Annotated in this window: 25 protein-coding genes, 3 tRNA genes and 1 CRISPR repeat array; of the genes, 18 read left to right on the forward strand and 10 right to left on the reverse strand. The window is 49.5% G+C overall.

The features are described 5' to 3' along the window. Positions 1-347: 347 nt before the first annotated feature. From PHH59_RS14715 to PHH59_RS14755, 9 genes are all read left to right on the forward strand, one after another. The gene (locus tag PHH59_RS14715; RefSeq protein ID WP_300017813.1) at positions 348-554 is read left to right on the forward strand and encodes a hypothetical protein; all 207 of its coding nucleotides are present in this window, start codon (positions 348-350) and stop codon (positions 552-554) included. A gap of 3 nt (positions 555-557) precedes the next feature. Further along, on the forward strand, positions 558-722 hold the full coding sequence (locus PHH59_RS14720; protein WP_300017816.1) for a PD-(D/E)XK nuclease family transposase: 165 nt from the start codon (positions 558-560) through the stop codon (positions 720-722). A gap of 10 nt (positions 723-732) precedes the next feature. Next, positions 733-918 (forward strand): hypothetical protein, encoded by a 186-nt coding sequence (locus PHH59_RS14725; RefSeq protein ID WP_300017819.1) that lies wholly within the window; start codon positions 733-735, stop codon positions 916-918. A 92-nt stretch (positions 919-1010) separates the two neighbouring features. Next, positions 1011-1553 carry a hypothetical protein gene (locus PHH59_RS14730; RefSeq protein ID WP_300017822.1) on the forward strand — a complete coding sequence of 181 codons (543 nt, stop codon included), beginning with the start codon at positions 1011-1013 and terminating at the stop codon, positions 1551-1553. An 18-nt stretch (positions 1554-1571) separates the two neighbouring features. Further along, complete coding sequence (locus tag PHH59_RS14735) at positions 1572-2186, forward strand: hypothetical protein (RefSeq protein ID WP_300017825.1); 615 nt, start codon at positions 1572-1574, stop codon at positions 2184-2186. Continuing rightward, complete coding sequence (gene cas6, locus PHH59_RS14740; RefSeq protein WP_300017828.1) at positions 2183-3148, forward strand: CRISPR system precrRNA processing endoribonuclease RAMP protein Cas6; 966 nt, start codon at positions 2183-2185, stop codon at positions 3146-3148. The genes PHH59_RS14735 and cas6 overlap by 4 nt, the downstream gene beginning before the upstream one ends. Before the next feature lie 468 nt (positions 3149-3616). Further along, positions 3617-4570 carry a CRISPR-associated endonuclease Cas1 gene (cas1, locus tag PHH59_RS14745; RefSeq protein ID WP_300017831.1) on the forward strand — a complete coding sequence of 318 codons (954 nt, stop codon included), beginning with the start codon at positions 3617-3619 and terminating at the stop codon, positions 4568-4570. After that, positions 4563-4835 carry a CRISPR-associated endonuclease Cas2 gene (gene cas2 / locus PHH59_RS14750; RefSeq protein WP_300017834.1) on the forward strand — a complete coding sequence of 91 codons (273 nt, stop codon included), beginning with the start codon at positions 4563-4565 and terminating at the stop codon, positions 4833-4835. Before cas1 ends, cas2 begins: the two co-directional genes overlap by 8 nt. A 165-nt stretch (positions 4836-5000) precedes the next feature. Continuing rightward, positions 5001-5522: direct repeats of the CRISPR family, unit length 36 nt; unit sequence GTTTGAACCCCATCCCTGTTCCGAAGGGATTAAGAC. A 5-nt stretch (positions 5523-5527) separates the two neighbouring features. Beyond that, positions 5528-5917 (forward strand): hypothetical protein, encoded by a 390-nt coding sequence (locus PHH59_RS14755; protein ID WP_300017837.1) that lies wholly within the window; start codon positions 5528-5530, stop codon positions 5915-5917. A 118-nt stretch (positions 5918-6035) separates the two neighbouring features. On the opposite strand, the gene PHH59_RS14760 is transcribed toward PHH59_RS14755, so the two are convergent. The 5 genes from PHH59_RS14760 to cysS all read right to left on the reverse strand — a co-directional run bounded on the left by PHH59_RS14760 (position 6036) and on the right by cysS (position 8507). Next, positions 6036-6111: transfer RNA gene (locus tag PHH59_RS14760), tRNA-His, on the reverse strand. 34 nt (positions 6112-6145) lie between these two features. After that, a tRNA-Arg gene (locus PHH59_RS14765) sits at positions 6146-6222 on the reverse strand. Between the two features lie 5 nt (positions 6223-6227). Then, positions 6228-6304, reverse strand: a tRNA-Pro gene (locus PHH59_RS14770). Positions 6305-6465: 161 nt separating this feature from the next. Continuing rightward, on the reverse strand, positions 6466-7095 hold the full coding sequence (gene fchA, locus PHH59_RS14775; RefSeq protein ID WP_300017840.1) for a methenyltetrahydrofolate cyclohydrolase: 630 nt from the start codon (positions 7093-7095) through the stop codon (positions 6466-6468). A 38-nt stretch (positions 7096-7133) separates the two neighbouring features. Then, the gene (cysS, locus tag PHH59_RS14780; RefSeq protein WP_300017843.1) at positions 7134-8507 is read right to left on the reverse strand and encodes a cysteine--tRNA ligase; all 1374 of its coding nucleotides are present in this window, start codon (positions 8505-8507) and stop codon (positions 7134-7136) included. Positions 8508-8626: 119 nt separating this feature from the next. On the opposite strand from cysS, the gene PHH59_RS14785 reads away from it, so the two are divergent. The 4 genes from PHH59_RS14785 (at position 8627) to PHH59_RS14800 (ending at position 13372) form a co-directional block, all read left to right on the forward strand. Beyond that, complete coding sequence (locus PHH59_RS14785; protein ID WP_300017846.1) at positions 8627-9208, forward strand: peptidylprolyl isomerase; 582 nt, start codon at positions 8627-8629, stop codon at positions 9206-9208. A 121-nt stretch (positions 9209-9329) separates the two neighbouring features. Continuing rightward, on the forward strand, positions 9330-10055 hold the full coding sequence (locus PHH59_RS14790; protein WP_300017849.1) for a UDP-2,3-diacylglucosamine diphosphatase: 726 nt from the start codon (positions 9330-9332) through the stop codon (positions 10053-10055). A 232-nt stretch (positions 10056-10287) separates the two neighbouring features. Next, positions 10288-12141 (forward strand): methanol/ethanol family PQQ-dependent dehydrogenase, encoded by a 1854-nt coding sequence (locus PHH59_RS14795; RefSeq protein ID WP_300017852.1) that lies wholly within the window; start codon positions 10288-10290, stop codon positions 12139-12141. A 217-nt stretch (positions 12142-12358) separates the two neighbouring features. Beyond that, positions 12359-13372: a hypothetical protein gene (locus PHH59_RS14800; protein WP_300017855.1), complete on the forward strand. Its 1014-nt coding sequence runs from the start codon at positions 12359-12361 to the stop codon at positions 13370-13372. Positions 13373-13386: 14 nt separating this feature from the next. Here the strand turns inward: PHH59_RS14800 and PHH59_RS14805 are convergent, their stop codons facing one another. The 5 genes from PHH59_RS14805 to PHH59_RS14825 form a co-directional block, all read right to left on the reverse strand. Then, positions 13387-13824, reverse strand: coding sequence for a chromate resistance protein ChrB domain-containing protein (locus PHH59_RS14805; RefSeq protein WP_300017858.1), 438 nt, complete (start codon positions 13822-13824; stop codon positions 13387-13389). A gap of 1 nt (position 13825) precedes the next feature. Then, complete coding sequence (chrA, locus tag PHH59_RS14810) at positions 13826-15208, reverse strand: chromate efflux transporter (protein ID WP_300017861.1); 1383 nt, start codon at positions 15206-15208, stop codon at positions 13826-13828. Beyond that, positions 15208-16152 carry a chromate resistance protein ChrB domain-containing protein gene (locus PHH59_RS14815; protein WP_300017864.1) on the reverse strand — a complete coding sequence of 315 codons (945 nt, stop codon included), beginning with the start codon at positions 16150-16152 and terminating at the stop codon, positions 15208-15210. Before PHH59_RS14815 ends, chrA begins: the two co-directional genes overlap by 1 nt. 113 nt (positions 16153-16265) lie before the next feature. After that, positions 16266-18833: a DNA mismatch repair protein MutS gene (mutS, locus tag PHH59_RS14820; RefSeq protein WP_300017867.1), complete on the reverse strand. Its 2568-nt coding sequence runs from the start codon at positions 18831-18833 to the stop codon at positions 16266-16268. A gap of 135 nt (positions 18834-18968) precedes the next feature. Beyond that, positions 18969-19385, reverse strand: a complete 417-nt coding sequence (locus PHH59_RS14825) for a M67 family metallopeptidase (protein ID WP_300017870.1) — start codon at positions 19383-19385, stop codon at positions 18969-18971. Positions 19386-19671: 286 nt separating this feature from the next. On the opposite strand from PHH59_RS14825, the gene PHH59_RS14830 reads away from it, so the two are divergent. From PHH59_RS14830 to PHH59_RS14850, 5 genes are all read left to right on the forward strand, one after another. Further along, positions 19672-19887, forward strand: a complete 216-nt coding sequence (locus PHH59_RS14830) for a (2Fe-2S)-binding protein (RefSeq protein WP_300017873.1) — start codon at positions 19672-19674, stop codon at positions 19885-19887. Positions 19888-19906: 19 nt separating this feature from the next. Further along, positions 19907-20371, forward strand: coding sequence for a bacterioferritin (gene bfr / locus PHH59_RS14835; RefSeq protein WP_300017876.1), 465 nt, complete (start codon positions 19907-19909; stop codon positions 20369-20371). Positions 20372-20477: 106 nt separating this feature from the next. Then, positions 20478-21470, forward strand: a complete 993-nt coding sequence (locus tag PHH59_RS14840) for a rhodanese-related sulfurtransferase (RefSeq protein ID WP_300017879.1) — start codon at positions 20478-20480, stop codon at positions 21468-21470. Between the two features lies 1 nt (position 21471). After that, a complete protein-coding gene (locus PHH59_RS14845; protein ID WP_300017882.1) occupies positions 21472-22035 on the forward strand; it encodes a DNA-3-methyladenine glycosylase I in 564 nt (187 codons plus the stop codon). Positions 22036-22277: 242 nt separating this feature from the next. Beyond that, a complete protein-coding gene (locus tag PHH59_RS14850; protein WP_300017885.1) occupies positions 22278-22493 on the forward strand; it encodes a type II toxin-antitoxin system HicB family antitoxin in 216 nt (71 codons plus the stop codon). Positions 22494-22748 lie beyond the last annotated feature (255 nt).

The raw sequence follows: 22748 nt of genomic DNA on the forward strand, positions 1-22748 counted from the left end.
TTCTTTCATGACTGAAAGTAGTTTCTTTCTGAATACCGCTGGATAGGCCATTCGTTTTTCATTCAAGATGATCGTTTTTACAATAGCCTATTATCGCATCAATTTATACTGGATTAGCTATATCATCAACCAAGCGGCTGTGTGGTCAAGCGAAGACAAACAGGCCTTATTAGCACTAGGCAATGAAATCAACAAAACGCTTTGGGGCAATAACAAAAATGTCAAAAACCGTTTAAAAACATTACAAGGCTAACCCATGAAATTCGTAGACCCCAAAACCGACATTGCCTTTAAAAAAATCTTCGGCGACCAGCGCGTAGCGCGTAGGGCGCATTAGCGATAGCGTAATGCGCCGGATGATTGAAATCCAACATGCGGTGCAATACGGCTATCGCCTATTGCACCCTACGGATTGCACCTTACCGCGCTTGTTAAACAAACATATTGCGGGATTATTAGATAATCCCGATAAAGTTCAGGGCAAAAAAGCTAAACCTGTTTACAGTGATAGGCAACGGAAAATCGCCCAAAGAATAAAAACCCTACAAGGCTAAACCATGAAATTCGTAGACCCCAAAACCGACATTGCCTTTAAAAAAATCTTCGGCGACCAGGCCCACAAAAACATCCTCATTGAATTTCTCAATGAATTGCTGGAGCTGGAATATCCGATTGCCGACGTAAAAATCAGCAACAGCTACCAAGCGCGTAGGGCGCATTAGCGATAGCGTAATGCGCCGGATGATTGAAATCCAACATGCGGTGCAATACGGCTATCGCCTATTGCACCCTACGGATTGCGCCTTACCGCGTTACGGATTGCGCCTTACCGCGTTCGGCACCGAAATCAACAAAACGCTTTGGGGTAACAACAATAAAGTCAAAGACCGATTAAAGGCATTACAAAGCAAGTTATAAGGCGTATTAACAACAACAAAATTGCCAAAACACCCTTAAACGAATTTCAAGGCTAGAATAATCCCATCAAAGATTATTCGAGACTTAAAACCATGACCGACTACAAAAAACCCATCATCACCATAAATAACATTGAATCCAGCCCCATAGCCAACCCGTCGGTTGCAGGCAATTGGTCAAACGTATTAAAAGCCTTTAATCCGCTGGGTTCAATTGTTGATCTGTATGCCAGAACCTTGGCTTACAGAATCGAAACCAAACGCCTGGATGCCGAATTACAACGCATGGAAGCGCAAGCCGCCCTTGCCCATGATGCCATTGATAAAACCTTTAAGCTAAAAATGGCGGAATTGGCCAACCGAAGAGTGGAATTGATTGGTTTTTATCAAACTGTCAATGCCCAACTGGACAGGCTGCACATTGAAAGGACTGAAGTTTTAAAAATGGCGCAAGTCGCCCAGCAACAATCCTTTGCGCCAGGCATCACACTCGAAGAACGCCAAATGCTCAAAGACATGACGATGGAACTGGTCAGGGAACTGCCCAAGTTTGCCGATCAAGCCAATTGCTCATTACAACAACTGGTCCAGGCCTTGCCGATTGTGCAAATGCCGCCCAGACTTTTATCTGAATAACAAGGGGAATTGATTACTATGTGGTGGCTTATTCCTGTAGGTATTGGTGTTGTTAGCTTCGGCCTAAAATTGCTCAGCGATGCCGTCTCAGAAGACGAATACCAAGCGCGTAGCAATTGGCAAGCAAAACGTGTTGAGGTGGAAAAAAGCCTTGGCGACCACCAAGCCAACATTGAAACGCACCTTGCCCGCGCCCAAAGCAGTTACGACTTTCATTTTTTAACCGACCTGCATTATTCATCCATGCAAGTGGCGAATGCCGCTTATAAACTGCTGGATGATGCCAAAAAAAGTTTGTCGGGTATTAACAAAATGCTGGCAAGCGCCAAACAACAACGCGAACAACTGCAACAGACCCTTGAAACGGCTAGAGCCAACAAAGACAAAGCGCTCATTCATGACACCATCGAACAACTTAAAATGGTCAACGAATTAAGAAAAAGCGTTTTTGAAGACCGCGACACCCTTCAACAAGAACGGGATCGCTTGTTTGCAGAACTCCAAAAACTCAACAATCGCACCCGGGAACTCAAAGACCTGATCAAAAACCGCTGCGGTAACAAAGGGAACGACTGGTATTGCCGGTTAGAAGCCAGAAAACAACAAAAACGCCTTGCCAGAGGACACTCATGACTGGCTTAAGCTTTCACCGATACCAATTCAACTTCACCCTGGACACCCCGCTGCACTTGGATTTTTATGCCGGTTCGCTGCTGCGCGGCGTGTTCGGGCACGCCTTGCGCAAAGTCAGTTGCATGACCAAACTCAAAGTCTGCCCCGAATGCCCCTTGTACCGCACCTGCCCCTACACCACCGTGTTTGAAATGCCCCCGCCCTTGAACCACCACTTGCAAGCCTTCAGCCAGATACCTAACCCGTATCTGCTCGAACCGCCACCCTTGGGCAAAAAAACCTACCCAGCGGGAGACACGCTGAGTTTTTCGATGGTCTTGATAGGCCCCGCCCTCGCCCAACTGCCTTTAATTATATTTGCCTGGCAACAGGCGTTTGCCCTAGGGGTTGGCAAATACCAGAGCACCGCCCGGCTAAAAACGGTGGCGTTAGTGGACGCACACAACCGGCAACACATTATTTATGACCCGCAAACCCAGCCCTCCGTGCAAGCCCATGCCCCTGCACAACCCCAAGAATTAGCCCAGCAAGCGTCGGTGACACTCACCTTCCAAACCCCCTTGCACATCCAAAAACAAGGCAAAGTGCTGGCGGACAACATGAGCGCCAAAGATTTTTTAATGGCCTTAATACGGCGGCATTACCTGTTGCATGAGTTTTACGGGCACGACTACCAAGCCCCGCCGTTTTCAGCGCTTGCCGCCCACGCGCAAACCATACACAGCCAAACACAATTCCAGTGGTGCCGCTGGCAACGCTATTCCAATCGGCAACAACAAAAAATGCGCTTCGACGGCGTGTTGGGGCAGATCAGCTTAAGCGGCGATTTACAGCCCTTCCTGCCGATGCTGCAAGCCGGACAATGGCTGCACATTGGCAACAAAACCACCTTTGGCATGGGGAGGTATCAAATACACCAACAAATTTGTCAAAACGGACAGCCTGCCGATAATCTTGTTTAATAATAACCACTCAGCCCGTCTTGTTAAATTCAAATGAATAGCTTAAAGATGTCAGTGTTTGCAAGCCCCCCTCTTTGAAAAAGAGGGGTTGGGGGAGATTTTTTAAATACCCCCCTTTATGCCCTTCACCGCCATTAAGTTAATATCTGATGTTACGCAGGCAAACGAAGAATCAATGACTTACAAAGCAAAAAATAACTGTAAGTTATTGATAGTTCGTAGTCGGTGCGTAACATCAGTTAATATAATATATTTTAATAATCAATTGGTTATGATTGGCTTATGTGAAACATTTTTCGGTAGGTCGGGTCGCCTAATGCGCCTACTGTTGGTAGCGATAGCGTAACCCGACAGCATCCGGGCGGCACGCCGCTACGCTGTTGGGTTACGCTATCGCTAACCCAACCTACATGGAGGTAAGTAGTTACGTTTAATTAAGCAACAGAAACCAACCACCCCAGGATACGTATGAAAACGCTGATTATCGACAAAGACCACAGCGAGCTACATTACCAAGGCGGCAATTTGACCGTCTATACCGCAGGCAAACGCGTCAGCACCGTACCGGTCAGGCAGCTTGAACGGGTGATAGTGTCACCACAAGTCACGATAACGGCAGGCGTGTTGGGCGTGATTGCCGAACAGCACGTTTCGCTGATGGTGTTGAATGCCCGCCTGCCGGCCCGCACCGCCACCTTGGCAGGCCATCACAGCGGCGACCACCAACGGCGGCTGGCACAATACCAATGCTCGCTAGACCAAGCGTTTTGCGTGCAGATCGCCACCCGCCTAATCGCCATGAAAATAGGCCGGCAACGCACCGTCCTACAAAATGCCTTGCAAAAACGGCCGGAATTAAGGCGGGTGCTGACCAAAGCGATCAAGCAATTGGAAACCGCCAGCACGACATTGACCGCTTCAGCCCATCACGATTTGACCGTGTTAAATGGCATCGAAGGCGCGGCGGCAAGGGCTTATTTTCAGGCTTACACCCAACTGTTTTGCCCCCGCCTTAATTTTACCGGGCGTAACCGTCGCCCCCCGCTGGACCCCGTCAATGCCATATTGTCGCTCAGCTACACCCTGCTGCACCATGAAGCCGTCAATGCCTTAAAAATATATGGCCTGGACCCGTCGCTGGGGTTTTACCACCAAACCTACTACGGGCGCGACTCCTTGGCCTGTGATGTCATCGAACCGTTACGCCCATACCTGGACAAATGGATTTGGCGGCTGTTTGCCGGGCAAACCTTAACGGACGGGCATTTTGTTTACGACGGGCCGGCCTGTTTATTGGCCGATGCCGGCAAACCGATTTTTTACAAAGGTTTTTTTACCGAGGCCAAAGCCCTGAAACGCCTGCTGCGCCATTACGCGCTGCATTTGGTCAACACCCTGCACGAGGCACAAGCGCATGGCTGAAAAGCGCAAGTTTTTAATTTGCTACGATATTGTCGATGAAAAACGCTTGCGCAAAGTGCATAAATTGCTCAGCACCCTAGCGATGTCAGTGCAATATTCCGTGTTTGAAGCCGAACTGAGCAACGCCCAGTTGGAGCAACTCAAAGAAAAATTGCGGCCCTGCCTAAAAAGCGATGCCGACAAATTGACCATTTACCGCCTGTTTAAGGCTAACGCCAAAATTGACTTGGCGATGGCGGCGGATGATGACTTGCTGTTTATTTGATGGCGTGAAAAATAACAACGTGGTTTATAATGCAAACAGGCTGGCAGCCAGCATAGGCCGGCCTCTTTTGGAGGAACCGAAGTGGTGAAAAAAATAGATTTAAAATCAACGTCCTGTAAAGGCATCTGTAGTCCGATGATTAATAAGGCGTTATCCGTCAAGGCCGTTTGAACCCCATCCCTGTTCCGAAGGGATTAAGACCATATAAATTACCCAATTTTAAAATATCGTGTTCGTTTGAACCCCATCCCTGTTCCGAAGGGATTAAGACACAAGTAGTTTGGAAATCTTGTGGCAATCCTTGAGTTTGAACCCCATCCCTGTTCCGAAGGGATTAAGACCCAAAGCCTTGCAGCAAAGGCTAGGCAAATTGGTTTGAACCCCATCCCTGTTCCGAAGGGATTAAGACTTGATCCCAGTGTTTTCCATCCCAACGATATGCTGTTTGAACCCCATCCCTGTTCCGAAGGGATTAAGACGAGCAACTGCGGCAAAAGCCAGGACGCGCTCTAGGTTTGAACCCCATCCCTGTTCCGAAGGGATTAAGACTTGCCATCTGTAGTTGGTTCATATACATCTTCCGTTTGAACCCCATCCCTGTTCCGAAGGGATTAAGACTTGCCATCTGTAGTTGGTTCATATACATCTTCCGTTTGAACCCCATCCCTGTTCCGAAGGGATTAAGACATCATTTGTTTAAATTTGATGCCAACGAACTGCCAAATGGATTGATTATCCACAGACGAAAAGGCAGCAAAACTAATTTAACCAGCCGGGAGCCAAGGCTTAGGCAAACATGGGATGATGCCAAGAAGCATCGCAACCAGATACTATCTGGCCGAAAACAACCGCATCCGATTAAACCCGATCAACGGTGGATTTTTATCAGCGACCGAACCGGAAATAAGGCAACTATCAACGGGCTAAAAACCGCCATAGAACGTATCAATGGCTTTGCAGCCGAAAAGGCAAAAAACGAAGGGATTGAGTTAAATCATTTCACATTTCATGATCTGAAACGCAAAGGGATTAGTGATGCCGAGGGGGATAAGATGAAAGCGGACACAGAAGCCCAGAAATGATGAACGTCTACGATGTGAAGTGATGTTGTAGAACCTACTAGAAGCCGTTAGTTGCTACCAACATTGCTACCAGTTGATTTATTTTAGAAGTTAATTTTGTTTAACTTATTGATAATATTGGGGTGAACGACGGGGCTCGAACCCGCGACAACAGGAATCACAATCCTGCACTCTACCAACTGAGCTACGCTCACCATAAATGTAGGGAAACAATGGGGATACAAGAAATGGCGCGCTTGGCAGGACTCGAACCTGCGACCCCCAGCTTAGAAGGCTGGTGCTCTATCCGGTTGAGCTACAAGCGCAAAAATGGTCGGGGTGGAGGGATTCGAACCCCCGACATTCTGCTCCCAAAGCAGACGCGCTACCAGACTGCGCTACACCCCGACAATCTTCTTTAATGGCTTGTAAACTTTATAACCACCCTTGAAGAGCTGTACATTCTAGCTATAAATTGTATTATCGTCAAGCTAATTTTATTAAAAATTAATTCTAACAAAAACTTTCAAATTGAAGGTTTATTACCCGCACACCCTCCTTAACCGGGCTTATAGCTTAGCTTTAACTTGTTGAAAAATAGCTTCTACACTCTCATCCGCCCCATTTAAAATGGCTGCCAATTCAGCAAGTTTAGCGGTAGAAAAATCACGGTCTTTTAAACCACCAGTATTGATGTAAACATTCAACGCCGCAGTTTTTAAACCGCTGTAGGCAGACATGGCAGCCGCGCCGGCATCGCTGACCACGCCGACACTGCCTTTTTCAACGGCGATTTGGCTTAACGCCATGACTTCCCTACAGGCTTGTGCACAAGCCAACGGCACTTCCGTAGCATCCTTCAGGATTGCTTGAATCGCTTCACTACGCGCTGATTTTTCCGCTTCGGTGTCTTTGGGCAATCTGTAAGCCGCCATCAAGCGGTTAAAAACGTCAATATCGGCCTTGATCAACAAGGTAAGTTCGGCACGCAAGGCTTCGGCTTTTTCCAGCAAGCGTTGCATTTGGGCTTCGACTTCAGTGTATTGGGGTTTGCCTATCGTTAAATGGCAAGCCATGCTGATAAGCGCCGCGCCTTGCGCCCCCATCAGTGCCGATGCACTACCTCCACCAGGCGTGGCAGATTTGCTGGCGAGTTCATCGAGAAAGGTTTGGATGGATTTGTTTTGTATGTCAGTCATGGCTTGCTTGTAATTGGCAATATAAAAACGGTTGTTGATCAGGCTTCGCGCCGCCAAATGGTGGTTCCGTCCGGGCTGTCTTCAAGAATGACCCCCTGCCCTTTCAGCCCATCCCTGATCTGATCCGCCAATGCCCAGTTTTTGGCTTTTTTGGCATCAATGCGGGCTTGGATTTGTTGTTCGATGGCGGCATCGGCATCACCTTGCAAAAAACTGTCGGCATCGTTTTGCAAGATGCCCAGCAAACCGCCTAAAAATCTAAGTGTTGCCGCCAGTTGGAGACATTTTTCGGCTTCATTGGCTTGTTTGGCGATATTCAGCTCCCGCGCCAGATCAAACAACACCGACAAAGCCACTGGCGTGTTGAAATCATCGTCCATCGCCTGTTCAAAACGGTTGACGTACCCAGCATTAAGCGCCACATCAACCGGATTTAAACCACGCAACGCCGTGTACAGCCGTGTCAAGGCCACGCCGGCTTCGTTAAGTTGTTCATCGGAATAATTCAGCGGACTGCGGTAATGGCTTAACAAGATGAAAAAGCGGATGATTTCCGGCTTGTAGGCTTTCAGCACTTCGCGCACGGTAAAGAAATTACCCAGGGATTTGGACATTTTCTCTTCATTGACACGGACAAAGCCGTTGTGCATCCACACATTGACAAACTTCTCACCCGTCGCACCTTCGGACTGGGCGATTTCGTTCTCATGATGCGGAAACTGCAAATCCATGCCGCCACCGTGGATGTCAAAATGATTGCCCAGGCAACAAGTGGACATCGCCGAACATTCGATATGCCAGCCAGGACGCCCCAAACCCCAAGGCGATTGCCAAGCCGGTTCATCAGGTTTTGCCATTTTCCACAATACAAAATCCAAGGGGTCTTGTTTGGCGTGGTCAATATCGACGCGTTCGCCCGCTTGCAAATCCTCCAAATTTTTACCGGACAATTGCCCGTAATTGGCAAATTTGCTGACTGAATAAAACACGTCGCCATTGCCGCCGATATAGGCCAAACCCTTGCCTATCAAGGTGCCGATCATGGCGATAATGTCAGGGATGGACTGCGTGGCTTTCGGTTCGATGTCCGGCGGCAACACCGACAAGGCCCGTTCGTCTTCGTGCATCGCGGTTATGAACCGCTCGGTCAAGGCGGTGAATTCTTCGCCGTTGTCATTGGCGCGCTGGATGATTTTGTCGTCAATGTCGGTGATGTTACGCACATACGTCAACTGATAACCGGAATGGCGCAGGAAACGGGCGACCGTGTCAAACACGACCATGACGCGGGCGTGTCCGATATGGCAGTAATCATAAACCGTCATGCCGCAGACATACATGCCGCAATGCCCGGCTATTCTTGGCTGGAACGGTTCTTTTTTGCGGGTCAGGGTGTTATAAATTTTCAGCATGCCATCAACTTCAGATTGGATTGTCCAACAACAAGTCCGTACAATTTACCAAGCGTATACTTCTCTTTCAAGATAAAAACACATAAACTTGTGCGTTCCCAATAATTCGAGGAAAAATTATGCGTCCCCTGATGCTTGCCCTACTGTTTTCACTGACCACAACACTCTCTTTTGCCAAGGAAAAACCCATGCCAGAAACACCATCAAAAATTAAACTGACTACATCCCTAGGTGTCATCACTATTCAGCTTAACCCTGAAAAAGCGCCTATCTCATCCGCCAATTTTTTGGCTTATGTGAAGGAAGGCTTTTATAGCGGCACGATTTTTCATCGCGTAATCCCCGATTTTATGGCGCAAGGCGGCGGTTTTGACACGTCATTCACACAAAAAGCCGTACACGCACCCATCAAAAACGAAGCCAACAATGGTCTGACCAACAAACGCGGCACTCTGGCGATGGCACGGACGAATGTCCCCGATTCCGCAACAGGCCAGTTCTTTATTAACTTGAAAGACAACACGTTTTTAAACCACACCAGCCCGACACCTAGTGGCTGGGGCTACGCCGTGTTCGGTGAAGTGATTGAGGGCATGGACGTGGTGGATGCCATGGCGAAAGTGCCGACCGGCAACCGTGGCGGCCATCAGGATGTGCCAAAAACGGACATCGTGCTTGAAAAAGCGGAAGTGGTTGAATAACCGAAATTTATTTTTAGCCGCGAAGGGCAAAGAGGACACGAAGCCTAGATTTTATTTTTCTTCGTGAGCCACACATCCTTCGTGGTTTATTCATTATCTCCAGACATCAACAGGACAAGCCATGCCTAAAGACATCCTGTTCATCTCCGACCTGCATCTCTCGCTGGACAAACCCGAAATCACCCGCCGCTTTCTGGGCTTTCTACAAAAACGCGCCCCTCAAGCCGCCGCGCTCTATATCCTTGGCGATTTATTTGATGCGTGGATAGGTGACGACGATTATACGCCGCCTAACGGCACAATTCGTAAACAACTCAAGCAATTGACCGATTCCGGCACCCAAGTTTATCTGCAACCCGGCAACCGCGATTTTCTGCTAGGGCAACGCTTTTGCCAAGACACCGGCGTAGTCCTGTTGAATGATTACGCCGTGCTTGATTTGTCCGGCACACCCACTTTATTGACCCACGGTGATTTGCTTTGCACCGATGACTTGCCATATCAGGCATTCCGCAACAAATCCCGTTCACTGGACTGGCAAAAAAATGTCTTGTCAAAACCCTTGCTAATCCGCCTGCTAGCCGCACGTTGGTACCGGCTCCGCAGTTTTTTCCATAAGCGCAAGAAAAGCCAGGAAATTATGGATGTCAATCAAGACACTGTAATCAACATCATGCGCGGGCATGGCTGTTTGCGGCTGATACACGGGCATACCCACCGTCCAGCCGTCCACCATTTTGAGATTGACGGCAAATCCGCACAACGTTTTGTGCTTGCGGCATGGCACAAGCAAGCGGGTGACGCCCTTAACTGGAACGGCGTTTCATATCAACGCGAAGTTATTTAGGAAACAATAAGCTAAGCAAACCATTGCAAGCATCCTGGCAACACCAAAACACAAGCAAACAATGTCCCGTCCATTAATAGTTGACTTTTGACCCAAAATCATTAAATCTAGGCACTTGGAGTGAATTGTCCTGTATACGAGGAAACACCGTAATTCACCCAAAAACTAATATTAGTCTAAAAAAACACTATCACTATTTTGTTGCACGACAAAATATCAGGAGAAATAAATTATGATGAAGCCTTTAAAAAGTTTGCTACTTGCTTCCAGCGTAGCTGCTTTATTAGCCGCACCAGCGATTTCAACTGCTAACAGCGGTGTTGAACAACTGACCAAAAACCCAGCAAACTGGGCTACATGGGGCGGCGATTATGCCGGTACCCGTTATAGCGAACTGAGCGATATCAACACCAGCAACGTAAAAAACCTGCAACCGGCATGGTCTTTCTCCACAGGCGTTTTGCGTGGTCATGAAGGCGGCCCATTGGTTGTTGACGATGTGCTTTATATCCACACTCCTTTCCCTAACACGGTTTACGCAATCGACCAAAAAACCCAATCGGTCATTTGGGAATTCACTCCAACACAAGACGCTGATGTCACTATCCCGGTCATGTGTTGCGACACGGTCAACCGTGGTTTGGCTTACGGCGACGGCAAAATCTTCCTGCAACAATCCAACACAGTTTTGACTGCTTTAGACGCTAAAACTGGCAAACGCGTCTGGAGCGTACAAAACGGCGATCCAAAATTGGGCATGACCAACACCAACGCGCCTTTAGTTGTTAAAGACAAAGTCCTGACGGGGATTTCCGGTGGTGAATTTGGTGTCCGTGGCTTCTTGGCTGCTTACGACATCAACACAGGCAAACTGGCTTGGAAAGGCTACAGCATAGGTCCAGACAAAGAAATGTTGATTGACCCTAAGAAAACCACTACTTGGAAAGATGGCAAAGTGGTTCCCGTTGGCCCGGAATCAAGCATCAAAACTTGGGAAGGCGACCAATGGAAAATCGGCGGCGGCACCACTTGGGGCTGGACTAGCTATGACCCAAAATTGAACTTGGTTTATTACGGTTCAGGCAACCCTTCAACTTGGAACCCGGTACAACGTCCAGGCGACAACAAATGGTCCATGTCATTGTGGGCCCGTGACGCTGACACTGGAGCCGTGAAATGGGTTTACCAAATGACCCCGCACGATGAGTGGGATTTTGACGGTATCAACGAAACGGTTCTGGTTGACCAAGAAGTGAAAGGCAAAATGCACAAAACTATCGTGCATTTTGACCGTAACGGTTTTGGCTATACTTTGGACCGCGAAACTGGCGAATTGTTGGTTGCCGAAAAATTCGACAAATCCGTCAACTGGGCAACCCATGTTGATATGAACACAGGCCGTCCACAAGTCGTATCAAAATACAGTACCGAACAAAACGGTGAAGACCACAACACAACGGGGGCTTGCCCTGCGGCCTTAGGTTCTAAAAACCAACAACCCGTTTCTTACTCCCCACAAACTGGCTTGTTCTACATCTCTGGCAACCACCTGTGCATGGACTACGAACCATTCGAAGTGTCTTACACAGCGGGCCAACCTTATGTTGGCGCGACTTTGACCATGATGCCGGCCGGTGCTGACGTTATAACAGGCAAACCAGACGGCACCACCAACCTGGGCCAATTCACTGCCTATGACGCTAAAACGGGCAAAATCGCTTGGTCCAACAAAGAGCAATTCTCTGTTTGGTCAGGTTCAGTTGCCACTGCTGGCGGCGTCGTTTTCTACGGCACACTGGAAGGTTACTTGAAAGCGGTTGATGCAAAAACCGGTAAAGAATTGTACAAATTCAAAACCCCATCAGGCATCATCGGCAACGTCAATACCTGGAAATACGACGGCAAACAATATATTGGCGTATTGTCAGGTATCGGCGGCTGGGCGGGCATCGGTATTGCGGCTGGCTTGGATGACGGTACTGATAAAACGGGCTCGGAAGGTTTGGGTGCTGTGGGTGCGTACAGAAGCTTAAGCTCTTACACCAAATTGGGCGGTACATTGACTGTATTCGCACTGCCTAACTAATCAAACTGATTTTTTAGCTTGATTTGGAAAGCCCTGGCTGATGATTCAGCCAGGGCTTTTTCTATTTCCGCCTTACCCGTAATTATTTTGCCGGGTGGTTTTTAGGATTGGGTCATTAATAATCCCCGTTGGGCACAGAAACCATGCTTTGTCTGTTCTTCGCGGTTTTTTAATTACGAAACCAGCAATCAACCAAACGGCCCCGCAAGGAACCCTGATGTCTTTACGTTTCATCCATTGCCTACTCTTGAGCTTGCTTTGCGTCAACTCAGTGGTGGCTGATGACGATGACCAAGCAGAACCAAGCTCCAAAATCAAAACTATCAACGGCTTAACGGTAATCAAACTGGATGGTAAAACCCAGCAACAAACCGGCCTAGCGGTCACTGTGCTCGAACCAGCACAACACCATGCCGAATTCATCGCGTATGGCAAAGCCATCAGCATACAACCCTTATTGAACCTGCATCACCGTTACTTGGCGATGTTGACCGAACGCAACCGTGCGGCAGCAAAGTTCAAACAAGCTGAGCAAGCCATCCAACGCCAACAGGATTTATACCGAAACGGCGTCACCGCCAAACGCAACCTACAAGACCAACAGGCGCAATGGCAAACCGACAAAGCCTTGCTTGATGCCACACAATACCAAGACCAAGCCATCATCGACGAAGCCTTGCTCAACTGGGGAAAAACCCTTTCCGATTGGGCATTGACGGCCCGAGCCGAAAAACTGACGGCGTTTTTGACTGGTGAGCAAACCTTGTTGCAAATCACCGTGCCTAGCCATCATAAACCCGCCGAAAACTTGCACACGATTGCCGTTGACGTTTCCGGCGAGCGTAGCAAAGCCCAAAAAGCCGAGCTGATTTCCGTCGCGCCGCAAACCGATGCCAATAACCAAGGTATCAGCTATTTCTTCCAGACCAGCGGCAAAACTATCAAAACCGGCATGAGCGTCAGCGCGTGGCTACCCGAACAGGGGCAGCAACAAGCAGGCGTGATCATCCCCGCCTCTGCCATCTGCTGGGCTACCGACCAAGCCTACATCTACCTAAAAACCGGCGACGGCACTTTCACCCGCCGTGCCATCAGCCATTACACCGCCACCGCCAACGGCTATTTCCTCAGCGACATCCTGAAACCAGGTGACGCCATCGTCACTACCGGGGCGCAAATGCTGCTTTCAGAAGAATTGCGCGGACAAATCCCTAGCGAAGATAACGATTAACTTGGTTGCTGCGGTCAATTATGGGTCTCCGCTTGGCAATGTCGGCACCACGCGTAAAGTGCGTCATACATCACCATGCCGTGTTTAAGCAAAGCCTGGTCATCGGCATAGATTTGCGACAAACCCAGAGACAACGCATACAAACCCGCCGATTGTGGAGCCAGCTCCAAGCGTGACGTATCCGCGCCACGCACGATAACGGCAAGCTGTTGCAAAGCCGGATCAGCCAATTGGTATTTCAGCAAAAAAGCATCAAAACTGTACAACTCGCCGACATGTGAAAATTCCACATCAGGAATATCGTAAGGAATAGCACCAGTCACTTCGGCGATCCTTACTACATCACCCGATGGAACATATAAAAACTCAGCGTCGTTATCTATAAAACGGGCAATCAGCCAAGGGCAAGCGATACGGTCAATTTTCGGGCGTTCACGGGTAATCCACTTCATATTACCCCCCAATTATTGCCATAAACCACGGTTGTAAAAACTTAAATGCCAAGCCAATTAATCCCGCCAAAGCAATCACTTTAATCACCCCCATTTTGTAACGCAATAAAGCCAATAACGCCAAGGCCGCTAACAAGGCGGAAAAGCAGTCAAAAACGCCTGACCCGCCTTGCGGCCAAAAGGTATGCCAAGCAAAGAACAAGGCCAAGTTCAAGATGACGCCAACCACTGCGGCGGTAATCGCCGTCAACGGTGCGGTGAATTTCAAATTGCCGTGCGTCGATTCAATCATCGGCCCGCCCGCCAGCACTAACAAAAAACCCGGCAAGAACGTGAAATACGTCACCACGGTTGCCGCCACGATTCCCGCCCAAAGCAAGGCATCCGGGCCGAATAGGGCTTGCGACCAACCTGCGACAAAACCGACAAAAGTGACCACCATAATCAGCGGTCCAGGCGTGGTTTCGCCTAAAGCCAGCCCGTCGATCATTTGTTGCGGCAACAACCAGTGATAATGCTCCACCGCGCCTTGGTAGACATAAGGCAATACGGCATACGCCCCGCCGAACGTCATTAACGCGGCTTTGGTGAAAAACCAACCCATTTGGGCCAGCGCGTTTTCCCAGCCATAGATTTGCGTCAGCCACGCCATCGGGATGATCCACAGCAATCCGCCAATAACCAACAACAAACTTAACCGCCACCAGCGAAATTCGGTGTGCGCCAATTTGGGCGTATCCTCATCAATTAACGCCGGGCCAAAGGATTTGTCCGCTTTGCCATGTCCACCACCCGCCTTAAACGTGCCTGGTGTAAACCGACCGCCCGCATAGCCGATAATCGCTGCTGTGGCGACAATTGCCGGAAACGGGACGTTGAACGCAAAAATCGCCACAAACGACAACGCTGCCAATGCCCACAACACCCGATTTTTTAACGCCCTGGAGCCAATACGATGCGCCGCTTGCAAGACAATTGCAGTCACGGCGGGCTTGATGCCATAAAACAAGCCCGCCACTACCTGCATATCGCCATACGCGATATACAACCAAGACAAGGCGATCAGGATAAACAGGGAAGGCAATACAAACAGCAAGCCCGCGACGATGCCGCCCCACGTTTTGTGCATCAGCCAACCGATATAAATCGCCAACTGCTGGGCTTCCGGCCCCGGCAGCAACATACAAAAATTCAGCGCGTGCAAAAACCGTTGCTCAGAAATCCAGCGGCGGTTTTCCACCAATTCCTGGTGCATGATGGCGATCTGTCCGGCAGGGCCGCCAAAACTGATGAAGCCCATTTTTAGCCAAAACCCAAAAGCAGCCCAAAATGATACGGCGGCAGGTCGGGCTAAAGCCTGTTCTGTGCTGGTTTTTTCTGCCATTATTGCCGCCCTGTCGCCATTGCAAAAGCCGCCAGCAGGCCATCAAACACGCCGCTAGCCGCCGCTAAAAGTTGATCGTCATCGGTTAAGGTTTCGCGCAAACCTTTCAGCACCGATTCCACCCCACAAGCTTCGGCGGCCTGCACACCGCCGACATCCAAATAATGCACCAGGGCCGCCACACGTTTTAACCCAGCTTGCTCCAATTGGAACCGCTTTAACAGCACTTCAAAGGTGACGTAATGCCCGACATGGCTGAATGCCGCGCCATCGAAATCAAAGCCCAGCGCGTCCGGTGGACAAGCTGAAGGCGATTCCAGCCACAAGAACCGGGCGTACTGGTCAATAAAACGCCGGATCAACCACGCACACGCCAGACGATCCACCCACGGACGGCGGCGCGTCGCCCAGAGCTTGTTTTGATAATCGCTGATTGCCAGCGGCGCAAGCACCCCTGCTATCTGACGTGGCTCATCAGGCGACATCAACCGCCGGGCAGCTTGCTCAAGGTCTTCCAACGCCATGCTGACTTGCTGTTGGGAGGCATTGGGAAAGAAATCAATCGCGGTCAATTGCATCAACGTCTTACGCAGCTTGGTAATTTTTTTGAAGATGCCAGACAGTTGGCCTGATGACGCTAGCTCCTTAACCACCCGCTCAATCTCCTGAAGCAATACGGCATAATCGGCATCGCGCTGAAACAGGCCAGCCAGGTCAACAGTGGTTTCCAGCACCGACACTTTGAGCAAATAAGCGGCTCCTCCACCCGCTTGGACATCCACGAACACGGCCTGAAAATCCGCCAAACAGGATGCACGCTCAGGCAGCAAATAAACCCCATCGCGCAACACCGCCGCGCCAGACGCTTTGATCGCCCGCCATGAGCGCATCCGTCCTGCGGTGTTGTCGGTAGGCAGGGAAATGATGAGCAACAAGAAATTCATGTATCACCTATAACAATTTTGTTTTAATAGTAACAAAATTGTTATGGCAAGCACAATATTGATAATATCTTTTTCAATATTCTTCTTGAATGACTATCCTCAGCCTAGGCAACTCATAACAAACCCTTCAGCCGATACACCAAATCCAAAGCCAACCTAGGGCTTAACTCATCCGGCTTCACTTCCGCCAACAACGACACCGCCGGATGGCATTCTGGCGCGGAGAACAAATCCAATTGGTTCACACCTGTTTCTTTTTGCTGTTCCATATAGGCCATAGTCTCCAGATGCTGCAATTTGGCTTTGGCTTTTTCTATCACCTGCCGTGGCACACCCGCCAAGGCGGCGACTTGCAGGCCGTAACTTTGGCTGGCCGCGCCTTCTTTGACCGCATGTAAAAAGATGATTTTGTCCTGATGCTCCATCGCGTCCAAATGTACGTTGTGGATGGTTTTTTGCTCGTCGGCGAGTGTGGTCAATTCAAAATAATGCGTGGCGAACAGGGTGAAGGCTTTGCATTCTTTCGCCAGATAATCGGCGCAAGCCCACGCCAGCGACAAGCCATCAAACGTGCTGGTGCCGCGTCCGATTTCGTCCATTAGCACCAAACTTTTGGCAGTGGCGTTATGCAAGATGTTGGCGGTTTCCGACATTTCCACCATAAATGTCGAGCGTCCGCCGGACAAATCGTCCGACGCGCCGATACGGGTGAAAATCTTATCGACCGGCCCGCACACCAGGGCTTTGGCTGGCACATAACAGCCGATGTGGGCGATCAGCACAATCAAGGCCGCTTGGCGCATGTAAGTGGATTTACCACCCATGTTCGGGCCGGTGATGACCAACATGCGCCGTTGCGGTGAGAACACCAAATCATTGGCAATAAAAGGAATATCCGAGACTTGTTCCACCACCAAATGCCGTCCGGCGGTAATGCGGATGCCGGGTTTTTCGGTCAATTCCGGTTGCGATAAATTCAGGGTTTCGGCGCGTTCGGCGAAGTTGACCAGCACATCCAATTCCGCCAACGCAGCGGCGCAGTCTTGCAGTGGGATTAGCGATTCGGCGATCGTGGTCAGCAAGCCATCGTACAAAGCTTTTTCCCAGGCCAGCGATTTTTCCCGCGCACTCAGCACTTTGTTTTCAAAGGCTTTTAGCTCTTCGGTGATATACCGCTCCACGCCTTTTAAGGTTTGTTTGCGGGTGTAATGGGCGGGGATTTTGTCGCTGTGCTGGTTGGAAATTTCAATGTAATAACCGTGCACACGGTTGTAATTGACTTTTAAATTGTTGATGCCCGTAGCGGCTTTTTCGCGCGTTTCCATAGCCAATAAAAATTGGTCGGCGTTTTGGCTGAGGTTGCGTAGCTCGTCCAATTCGGCATTAAAACCCACCGCCAACACGCCACCATCACGGATTAAAACGGGCGGATTGTCGATCAGGGCTTTTTGCAATAAGGCCAACAACTCAGGATGTTCGCCGATTTGCCCGCGTAGTTGTGCTAGTTGCGGATTATCACTGTTAGCCAATACCGTTTGCAGTTCCGGCAACACCGCCAAAGTATTGCGCAACACCAACAAATCACGCGGCCTTGCTGATTTTAAGGCGATGCGCGAACTGACGCGCTCAATATCGCCGACTTGGCGCAGCAGGGTCTGCACGCTTTGGTAAAGCTGATGGTATAGCAAACTGCCGACACAGGCGTAACGGTTGTCCAGCACCTCATGGTCGCGCAAAGGCCGGTTCAGCCAGCGGCGCAAACAGCGGCTGCCCATCGCCGTGGCGGTTTTGTCCAACACACCAAACAGCGTGTATTGTGTGTGTCCGGTCGGGTGCGTGTCCAGCTCCAAATTGCGGCGGCTGGCGGCATCGAGCATGATGCAGTCGTCGGTTTGTTCGATGCGTATACCTTGGATATGCGGCAACGCGCTTTGTTGGGTGTCTTTGACATATTGCAACAAGGCTCCGGCGGCGGCGATGGCGGTGTGCATAGTGTCGCAACCGTAGCCCTTCAAATCCAGCGTGTTGAATTGGCGCAACACTAATTGGCGGCTACTTGATGTATCAAAATGCCAAGGCGGGCGTTTGCATAAACCACTACGTTGCTTGAGCGGGGCGGGGGCGGGCCAGTCTTCGCTAAACAATAATTCCGCCGGATTCAGGCGGGCGATTTCGCTGACGAGCTGGTCTTGGGCGTGGACTTCCTGCAAGATGAAACGCCCGTTGCTCAAGTCCAGGCTGGCGATGCCGTAGGTTTGTTGGATTTGGGTCACGGCGACCAACAGGTTGTCTTTGCGGTCTTCCAGCAAGGCTTCATCGGTCACTGTACCAGGGGTGACGACGCGCACGACTTTACGCTCCACCGGGCCTTTGCTGGTCGCAGGGTCACCAATTTGTTCACAAATCGCCACCGACAGACCGTTTTTTAACAACCGCGCCAGATAATTTTCCGCTGCATGGTAGGGAATCCCCGCCATTGCAATCGGCTCGCCCGCCGAGCTGCCACGGCTGGTGAGGGTGATGTTCAGCAATTGCGCCGCTTGTTTGGCGTCGTCAAAGAACAGCTCGTAAAAATCCCCCATGCGGTAGAACAGCAAGGTGTCGGGGTAATTGGCCTTGATGCGGAAATATTGCTGCATCATGGGGGTGTGGGAAGGGGCGGGTGTTGGGGTGGTGGTCATTACAGAATGCGGGTCGTAAAAATGAATGGTTGCAGTGAAAGGAAGATATGAAGTGGGGCGCGGGCATCTTGCCAGCAAATGCTTAGCAGATGTTCTTAGCGGGCAAGATGCCCGCGCTTCGTGACAAAACCTGCGTTACTCTTCACTCAACACTAAAGACACTTCACGGCTTTGTCGGTCATTCAAATAATAGCCGCGCATTTCCAAAACCCCCTTGGTGTTCAAAGAAATAATCACATACAAAGCATCTGGATAAGCCGCCAATTCCAAATCAGCCGCAGAAGGCGTAGCGGGTGCGTTGGGGTGCGAATGGTAAATCCCGAACAGGTTTTCACCGCTCTCGTGCAAGGCTTTTAACGCCGCAATTTGTTCGGCAGGATCAAGCAAAAAACGTTGCGCCGGAAGCTCGGCGATATTGTGGATAGGATAGCAATGGGTCGGCGTACCGGAAATACCGCCAATCAGTCCACAGATTTCCTGTTCAGGCGAAAGCTGGGCAAGATGCAACAACTGATTGGTGATTTTACGGGGAATCTGGATTTCTTCGGTCATTGGAATAGGTTGGCTGGAAATAATTAAGCTACGAAGTTTACCATTTCAACAGCCACACTTCGACTGATGTTATACGCGTCGTTTATGTTGATCAAATTTGCCAGTGATTTGCTACTGATCTTGGCCGGTTTCGTAGAATGTGCTGACGATAGGAAGCGCATCGGTCGAGTCCATCCACGCGAGTGGTGCGCTTCGTGCCTCACCGCATCTACGGGTCTAATATTCCCCTTTATATTTTTAATAAGAATTGTTATTATTTATAAAAATCACCACGGAGATAAATCAAATGTATGTATGTGTTTGTAAGGCTGTCACCGACAAGCAAATAACAACAGCTATCAACAATGGTGTTTGCACCCGCCGCCAATTGTTTGAATGCTTTGGCGTTGGTGGCGATTGTGGCAAATGCAATAAACAGGTCAAAGAATTGCTTGACCAAAGCCGGTCGCACAACCCTATAATGGCGAAAGCTGTGAACCAGCCCCTCCTCAACGCCGCTTAAACACATCGAAGGTATCGCTATGAAAGGTGACACAAAAGTTATTGACTTCCTCAATAAAGCCCTGACCAATGAATTGACCGCCATCAACCAGTATTTTTTACATGCCCGCATGTACAAAAACTGGGGTTTTCATAAGCTCAATGAAAAGGAATATCATGAGTCGATTGATGAAATGAAACACGCCGATTTGTTGATCGAGCGCATTTTGTTTTTGGAAGGTTTGCCCAATTTGCAAAGCCTGGACAAACTGATGATCGGCGAAAACCCGCAAGAAATGCTCGAATGCGACCTGAAACTGGAGCTAATCGCGATTCCATTGTTGCGCGAAGCGATTGTTTATTGCGAAACCGTCAAAGACTTTGTTTCCCGCGAAATTTTTGAACACATCCTCGAAAATGAAGAAGAACATGTCGATTGGCTGGAAACCCAATTTGAATTGATCGCCCAGGTCGGCATCCAAAACTATTTGCAGTCACAAATGTAATCCCCTAAACACTTAGCACACCCCGTACAAAGCGCGATAGTTTCGGTATAATAATTCCCTTATTTGTCCTGGATTTACGTTCCAACCTACAATTTTAAGGAAACTCATGCCCACAATCGTTGTTTGCGCTTTGTACAAATTTGTCACTCTCGACAACTTCCCCGCCCTACGCCAACCCTTGCTCGATGTCATGGAAGCCCAGCACCTACGCGGCACCTTGTTGCTGGCGAATGAAGGCATCAACGGCACAGTGGCCGGTTCCCGCTCCGCCATAGATACGTTGCTGAATTGGCTGCGCCGTGACCCGCGTCTGGCTGATCTTGATTCCAAAGAATCTTACACCGATACCCTCCCCTTTAACCGCCCGAAAGTTAAACTGAAAAAAGAAATCGTGACCTTGGGCGTGGAAGGCATTGATCCGAAGCGCGTGGTCGGCACTTACATCAACCCGATAGAGTGGAACCAGTTGATTTCTGACCCAGAAGTCCTGCTCATCGACACCCGCAACGATTATGAATATCAGGTGGGCACGTTTAAAAACGCCGTCAATCCGAACACCGACAGTTTCCGCCAGTTCCCGGAATTCGTCAAAACCCACCTAGACCCCAACAAGCATAAAAAAGTCGCTATGTTTTGCACGGGCGGCATACGCTGTGAAAAATCCACGGCGTATTTAAAAGAACAAGGCTTCGACGAGGTTTACCATCTGAAAGGCGGCATTTTGAAGTATTTGGAAGAAGTGCCGGTACAAGAAACGCTTTGGCAAGGCGAGTGTTTTGTCTTTGACGAGCGCGTCACCGTCAACCACCAACTTGAAAAAGGCGGCTATGACCAATGCAATGCCTGCCGCTTGCCCATTACCGACGCGGACAAAGCCAGCGATCAATACCTACAAGGCGTAAGCTGCCCGCATTGCTTCGACAAAATCACCGCCGAACAAAAGGCCCGTTTTTCAGAGCGCGAGAAACAAATGGCACTCGCCAAAAAACGCGGTGAAAACCATATCGGTGCCGATGCCGCCAAAGCCCTGATGACCAAACGCGCCGCGAAGATGCACCGTTTGCAAGCCTTGCAGAAAAAACCACTGGGGGAGATGTAACATGGACAAATGCGCCTGGGCATTAGCGAGCCCGTTGGAAGAACGCTACCACGATGAAGAATGGGGCGTACCCGTGCATGATGACCGCTTGCTATTCGAGTTTCTGATTTTGGAAGGGGCGCAAGCGGGTTTGAGTTGGGCGACCATCCTGAAAAAACGTGACAGTTTTCGGTTAGCGTTTGATAATTTTGATGCTACGCGTGTTGCCGCTTATGACGCAGCAAAAGCGCAAGAACTGCTGGAAAATCCTGGCATCATCCGCAATCGCCTGAAAGTCCATTCCGCCATCACCAACGCCCAAGCCTTTTTGTCGGTGCAAGGCGAATTTGGTAGTTTTGATGCTTATATCTGGAGTTTTGTCAATCATCAGCCGGTGCAAAATGCGTGGATAAGCATGAAAGAAATCCCCGCTTTTACCGCACAATCCGATGCGATGAGCAAGGATTTAAAAAAACGCGGCTTTAAATTTGTCGGTAGCACGATTTGCTATGCGTTTATGCAGGCGACTGGGATGGTCAATGACCATTGGGTGGGATGTTGTCGGCATGAGGCCGTGAAATCATAAAGCCAAAAGTTATCATATCGCCTTGGTGAGCGTTAAAATTGGATCTGTAAAAAGCGATATACTTCAAACGGTCGGTTTTTATCAGATTTGTGGAAGGGAGCGCGTACCTCTGGGGCATGAAGGCTTCCTGCCCGCTAGTTGCGGTCAAGATGACCGCGCTCCAAAAACCGAAAATTTGACCATTCAGAGTATAGATTTTACAGATAGACAGTAGCACACCGTTTTCTTGGAGAAAAATACCGATGAATTTCCATGTCATATTAGAACCGGCAGAAGATGGCTGGATTGTTGCCGAATGCCCTGCACTGCCTGGTTGTGTTTCCCAAGGCGCGGATGAGCGGGAAGCCTTGGACAATATTAAAGAAGCCATTATTGCGTGGTTATGGGCTGAAGATCAGAAAGCGATGTTATCCCTACAAAACTATAAGCATCAGCCGCCTATTCTCGTCGCGGTTTAAAATGGGGAAGTTAGGCAATATTTCCGGCAAAGAAGCCGTGAAAATTTTCCAAAAACTGGGATGGCAACAAATGGGTCAAGTTGGCAGCCATGTAGCCTGGAATGCGGGCGAACCTCTCGATTCCCCAGCATAAAGAGCTTTCCGTCGGAACTTTACGAGCTTTAATCCGCAATGCCGGTTTGAGCGTTGACGAGTTTTTAAACCTGTTTTGATAAGGAACGGGCATGGAATAAATTCGCGGATCAAGACCTGTCA

The organism is Methylovulum sp. (assembly GCF_028687615.1).
Taxonomy (GTDB): Bacteria; Pseudomonadota; Gammaproteobacteria; order Methylococcales; family Methylomonadaceae; genus Methylovulum.

Bases quoted from the DNA above. Each gene is read 5' to 3' on its own strand.
- chrA (WP_300017861.1), bottom strand. From the start codon at position 15,208: ATGGCAGAAAAAACCAGCACAGAACAGGCTTTAGCCCGACCTGCCGCC.
- PHH59_RS14850 (WP_300017885.1), top strand. From the start codon at position 22,278: ATGAATTTCCATGTCATATTAGAACCGGCAGAAGATGGCTGGATTGTT.
- bfr (WP_300017876.1), top strand. From the start codon at position 19,907: ATGAAAGGTGACACAAAAGTTATTGACTTCCTCAATAAAGCCCTGACC.
- cas1 (WP_300017831.1), top strand. From the start codon at position 3,617: ATGAAAACGCTGATTATCGACAAAGACCACAGCGAGCTACATTACCAA.
- PHH59_RS14815 (WP_300017864.1), bottom strand. From the start codon at position 16,152: ATGAATTTCTTGTTGCTCATCATTTCCCTGCCTACCGACAACACCGCA.
- PHH59_RS14825 (WP_300017870.1), bottom strand. From the start codon at position 19,385: ATGACCGAAGAAATCCAGATTCCCCGTAAAATCACCAATCAGTTGTTG.
- fchA (WP_300017840.1), bottom strand. From the start codon at position 7,095: ATGACTGACATACAAAACAAATCCATCCAAACCTTTCTCGATGAACTC.
- cysS (WP_300017843.1), bottom strand. From the start codon at position 8,507: ATGCTGAAAATTTATAACACCCTGACCCGCAAAAAAGAACCGTTCCAG.
- PHH59_RS14720 (WP_300017816.1), top strand. From the start codon at position 558: ATGAAATTCGTAGACCCCAAAACCGACATTGCCTTTAAAAAAATCTTC.
- PHH59_RS14725 (WP_300017819.1), top strand. From the start codon at position 733: ATGCGCCGGATGATTGAAATCCAACATGCGGTGCAATACGGCTATCGC.
- PHH59_RS14830 (WP_300017873.1), top strand. From the start codon at position 19,672: ATGTATGTATGTGTTTGTAAGGCTGTCACCGACAAGCAAATAACAACA.
- PHH59_RS14730 (WP_300017822.1), top strand. From the start codon at position 1,011: ATGACCGACTACAAAAAACCCATCATCACCATAAATAACATTGAATCC.
- cas6 (WP_300017828.1), top strand. From the start codon at position 2,183: ATGACTGGCTTAAGCTTTCACCGATACCAATTCAACTTCACCCTGGAC.
- PHH59_RS14845 (WP_300017882.1), top strand. From the start codon at position 21,472: ATGGACAAATGCGCCTGGGCATTAGCGAGCCCGTTGGAAGAACGCTAC.
- cas2 (WP_300017834.1), top strand. From the start codon at position 4,563: ATGGCTGAAAAGCGCAAGTTTTTAATTTGCTACGATATTGTCGATGAA.
- PHH59_RS14735 (WP_300017825.1), top strand. From the start codon at position 1,572: ATGTGGTGGCTTATTCCTGTAGGTATTGGTGTTGTTAGCTTCGGCCTA.
- PHH59_RS14805 (WP_300017858.1), bottom strand. From the start codon at position 13,824: ATGAAGTGGATTACCCGTGAACGCCCGAAAATTGACCGTATCGCTTGC.
- PHH59_RS14840 (WP_300017879.1), top strand. From the start codon at position 20,478: ATGCCCACAATCGTTGTTTGCGCTTTGTACAAATTTGTCACTCTCGAC.
- PHH59_RS14715 (WP_300017813.1), top strand. From the start codon at position 348: ATGCGCCGGATGATTGAAATCCAACATGCGGTGCAATACGGCTATCGC.
- PHH59_RS14795 (WP_300017852.1), top strand. From the start codon at position 10,288: ATGATGAAGCCTTTAAAAAGTTTGCTACTTGCTTCCAGCGTAGCTGCT.
- PHH59_RS14800 (WP_300017855.1), top strand. From the start codon at position 12,359: ATGTCTTTACGTTTCATCCATTGCCTACTCTTGAGCTTGCTTTGCGTC.
- PHH59_RS14790 (WP_300017849.1), top strand. From the start codon at position 9,330: ATGCCTAAAGACATCCTGTTCATCTCCGACCTGCATCTCTCGCTGGAC.
- mutS (WP_300017867.1), bottom strand. From the start codon at position 18,833: ATGACCACCACCCCAACACCCGCCCCTTCCCACACCCCCATGATGCAG.
- PHH59_RS14785 (WP_300017846.1), top strand. From the start codon at position 8,627: ATGCGTCCCCTGATGCTTGCCCTACTGTTTTCACTGACCACAACACTC.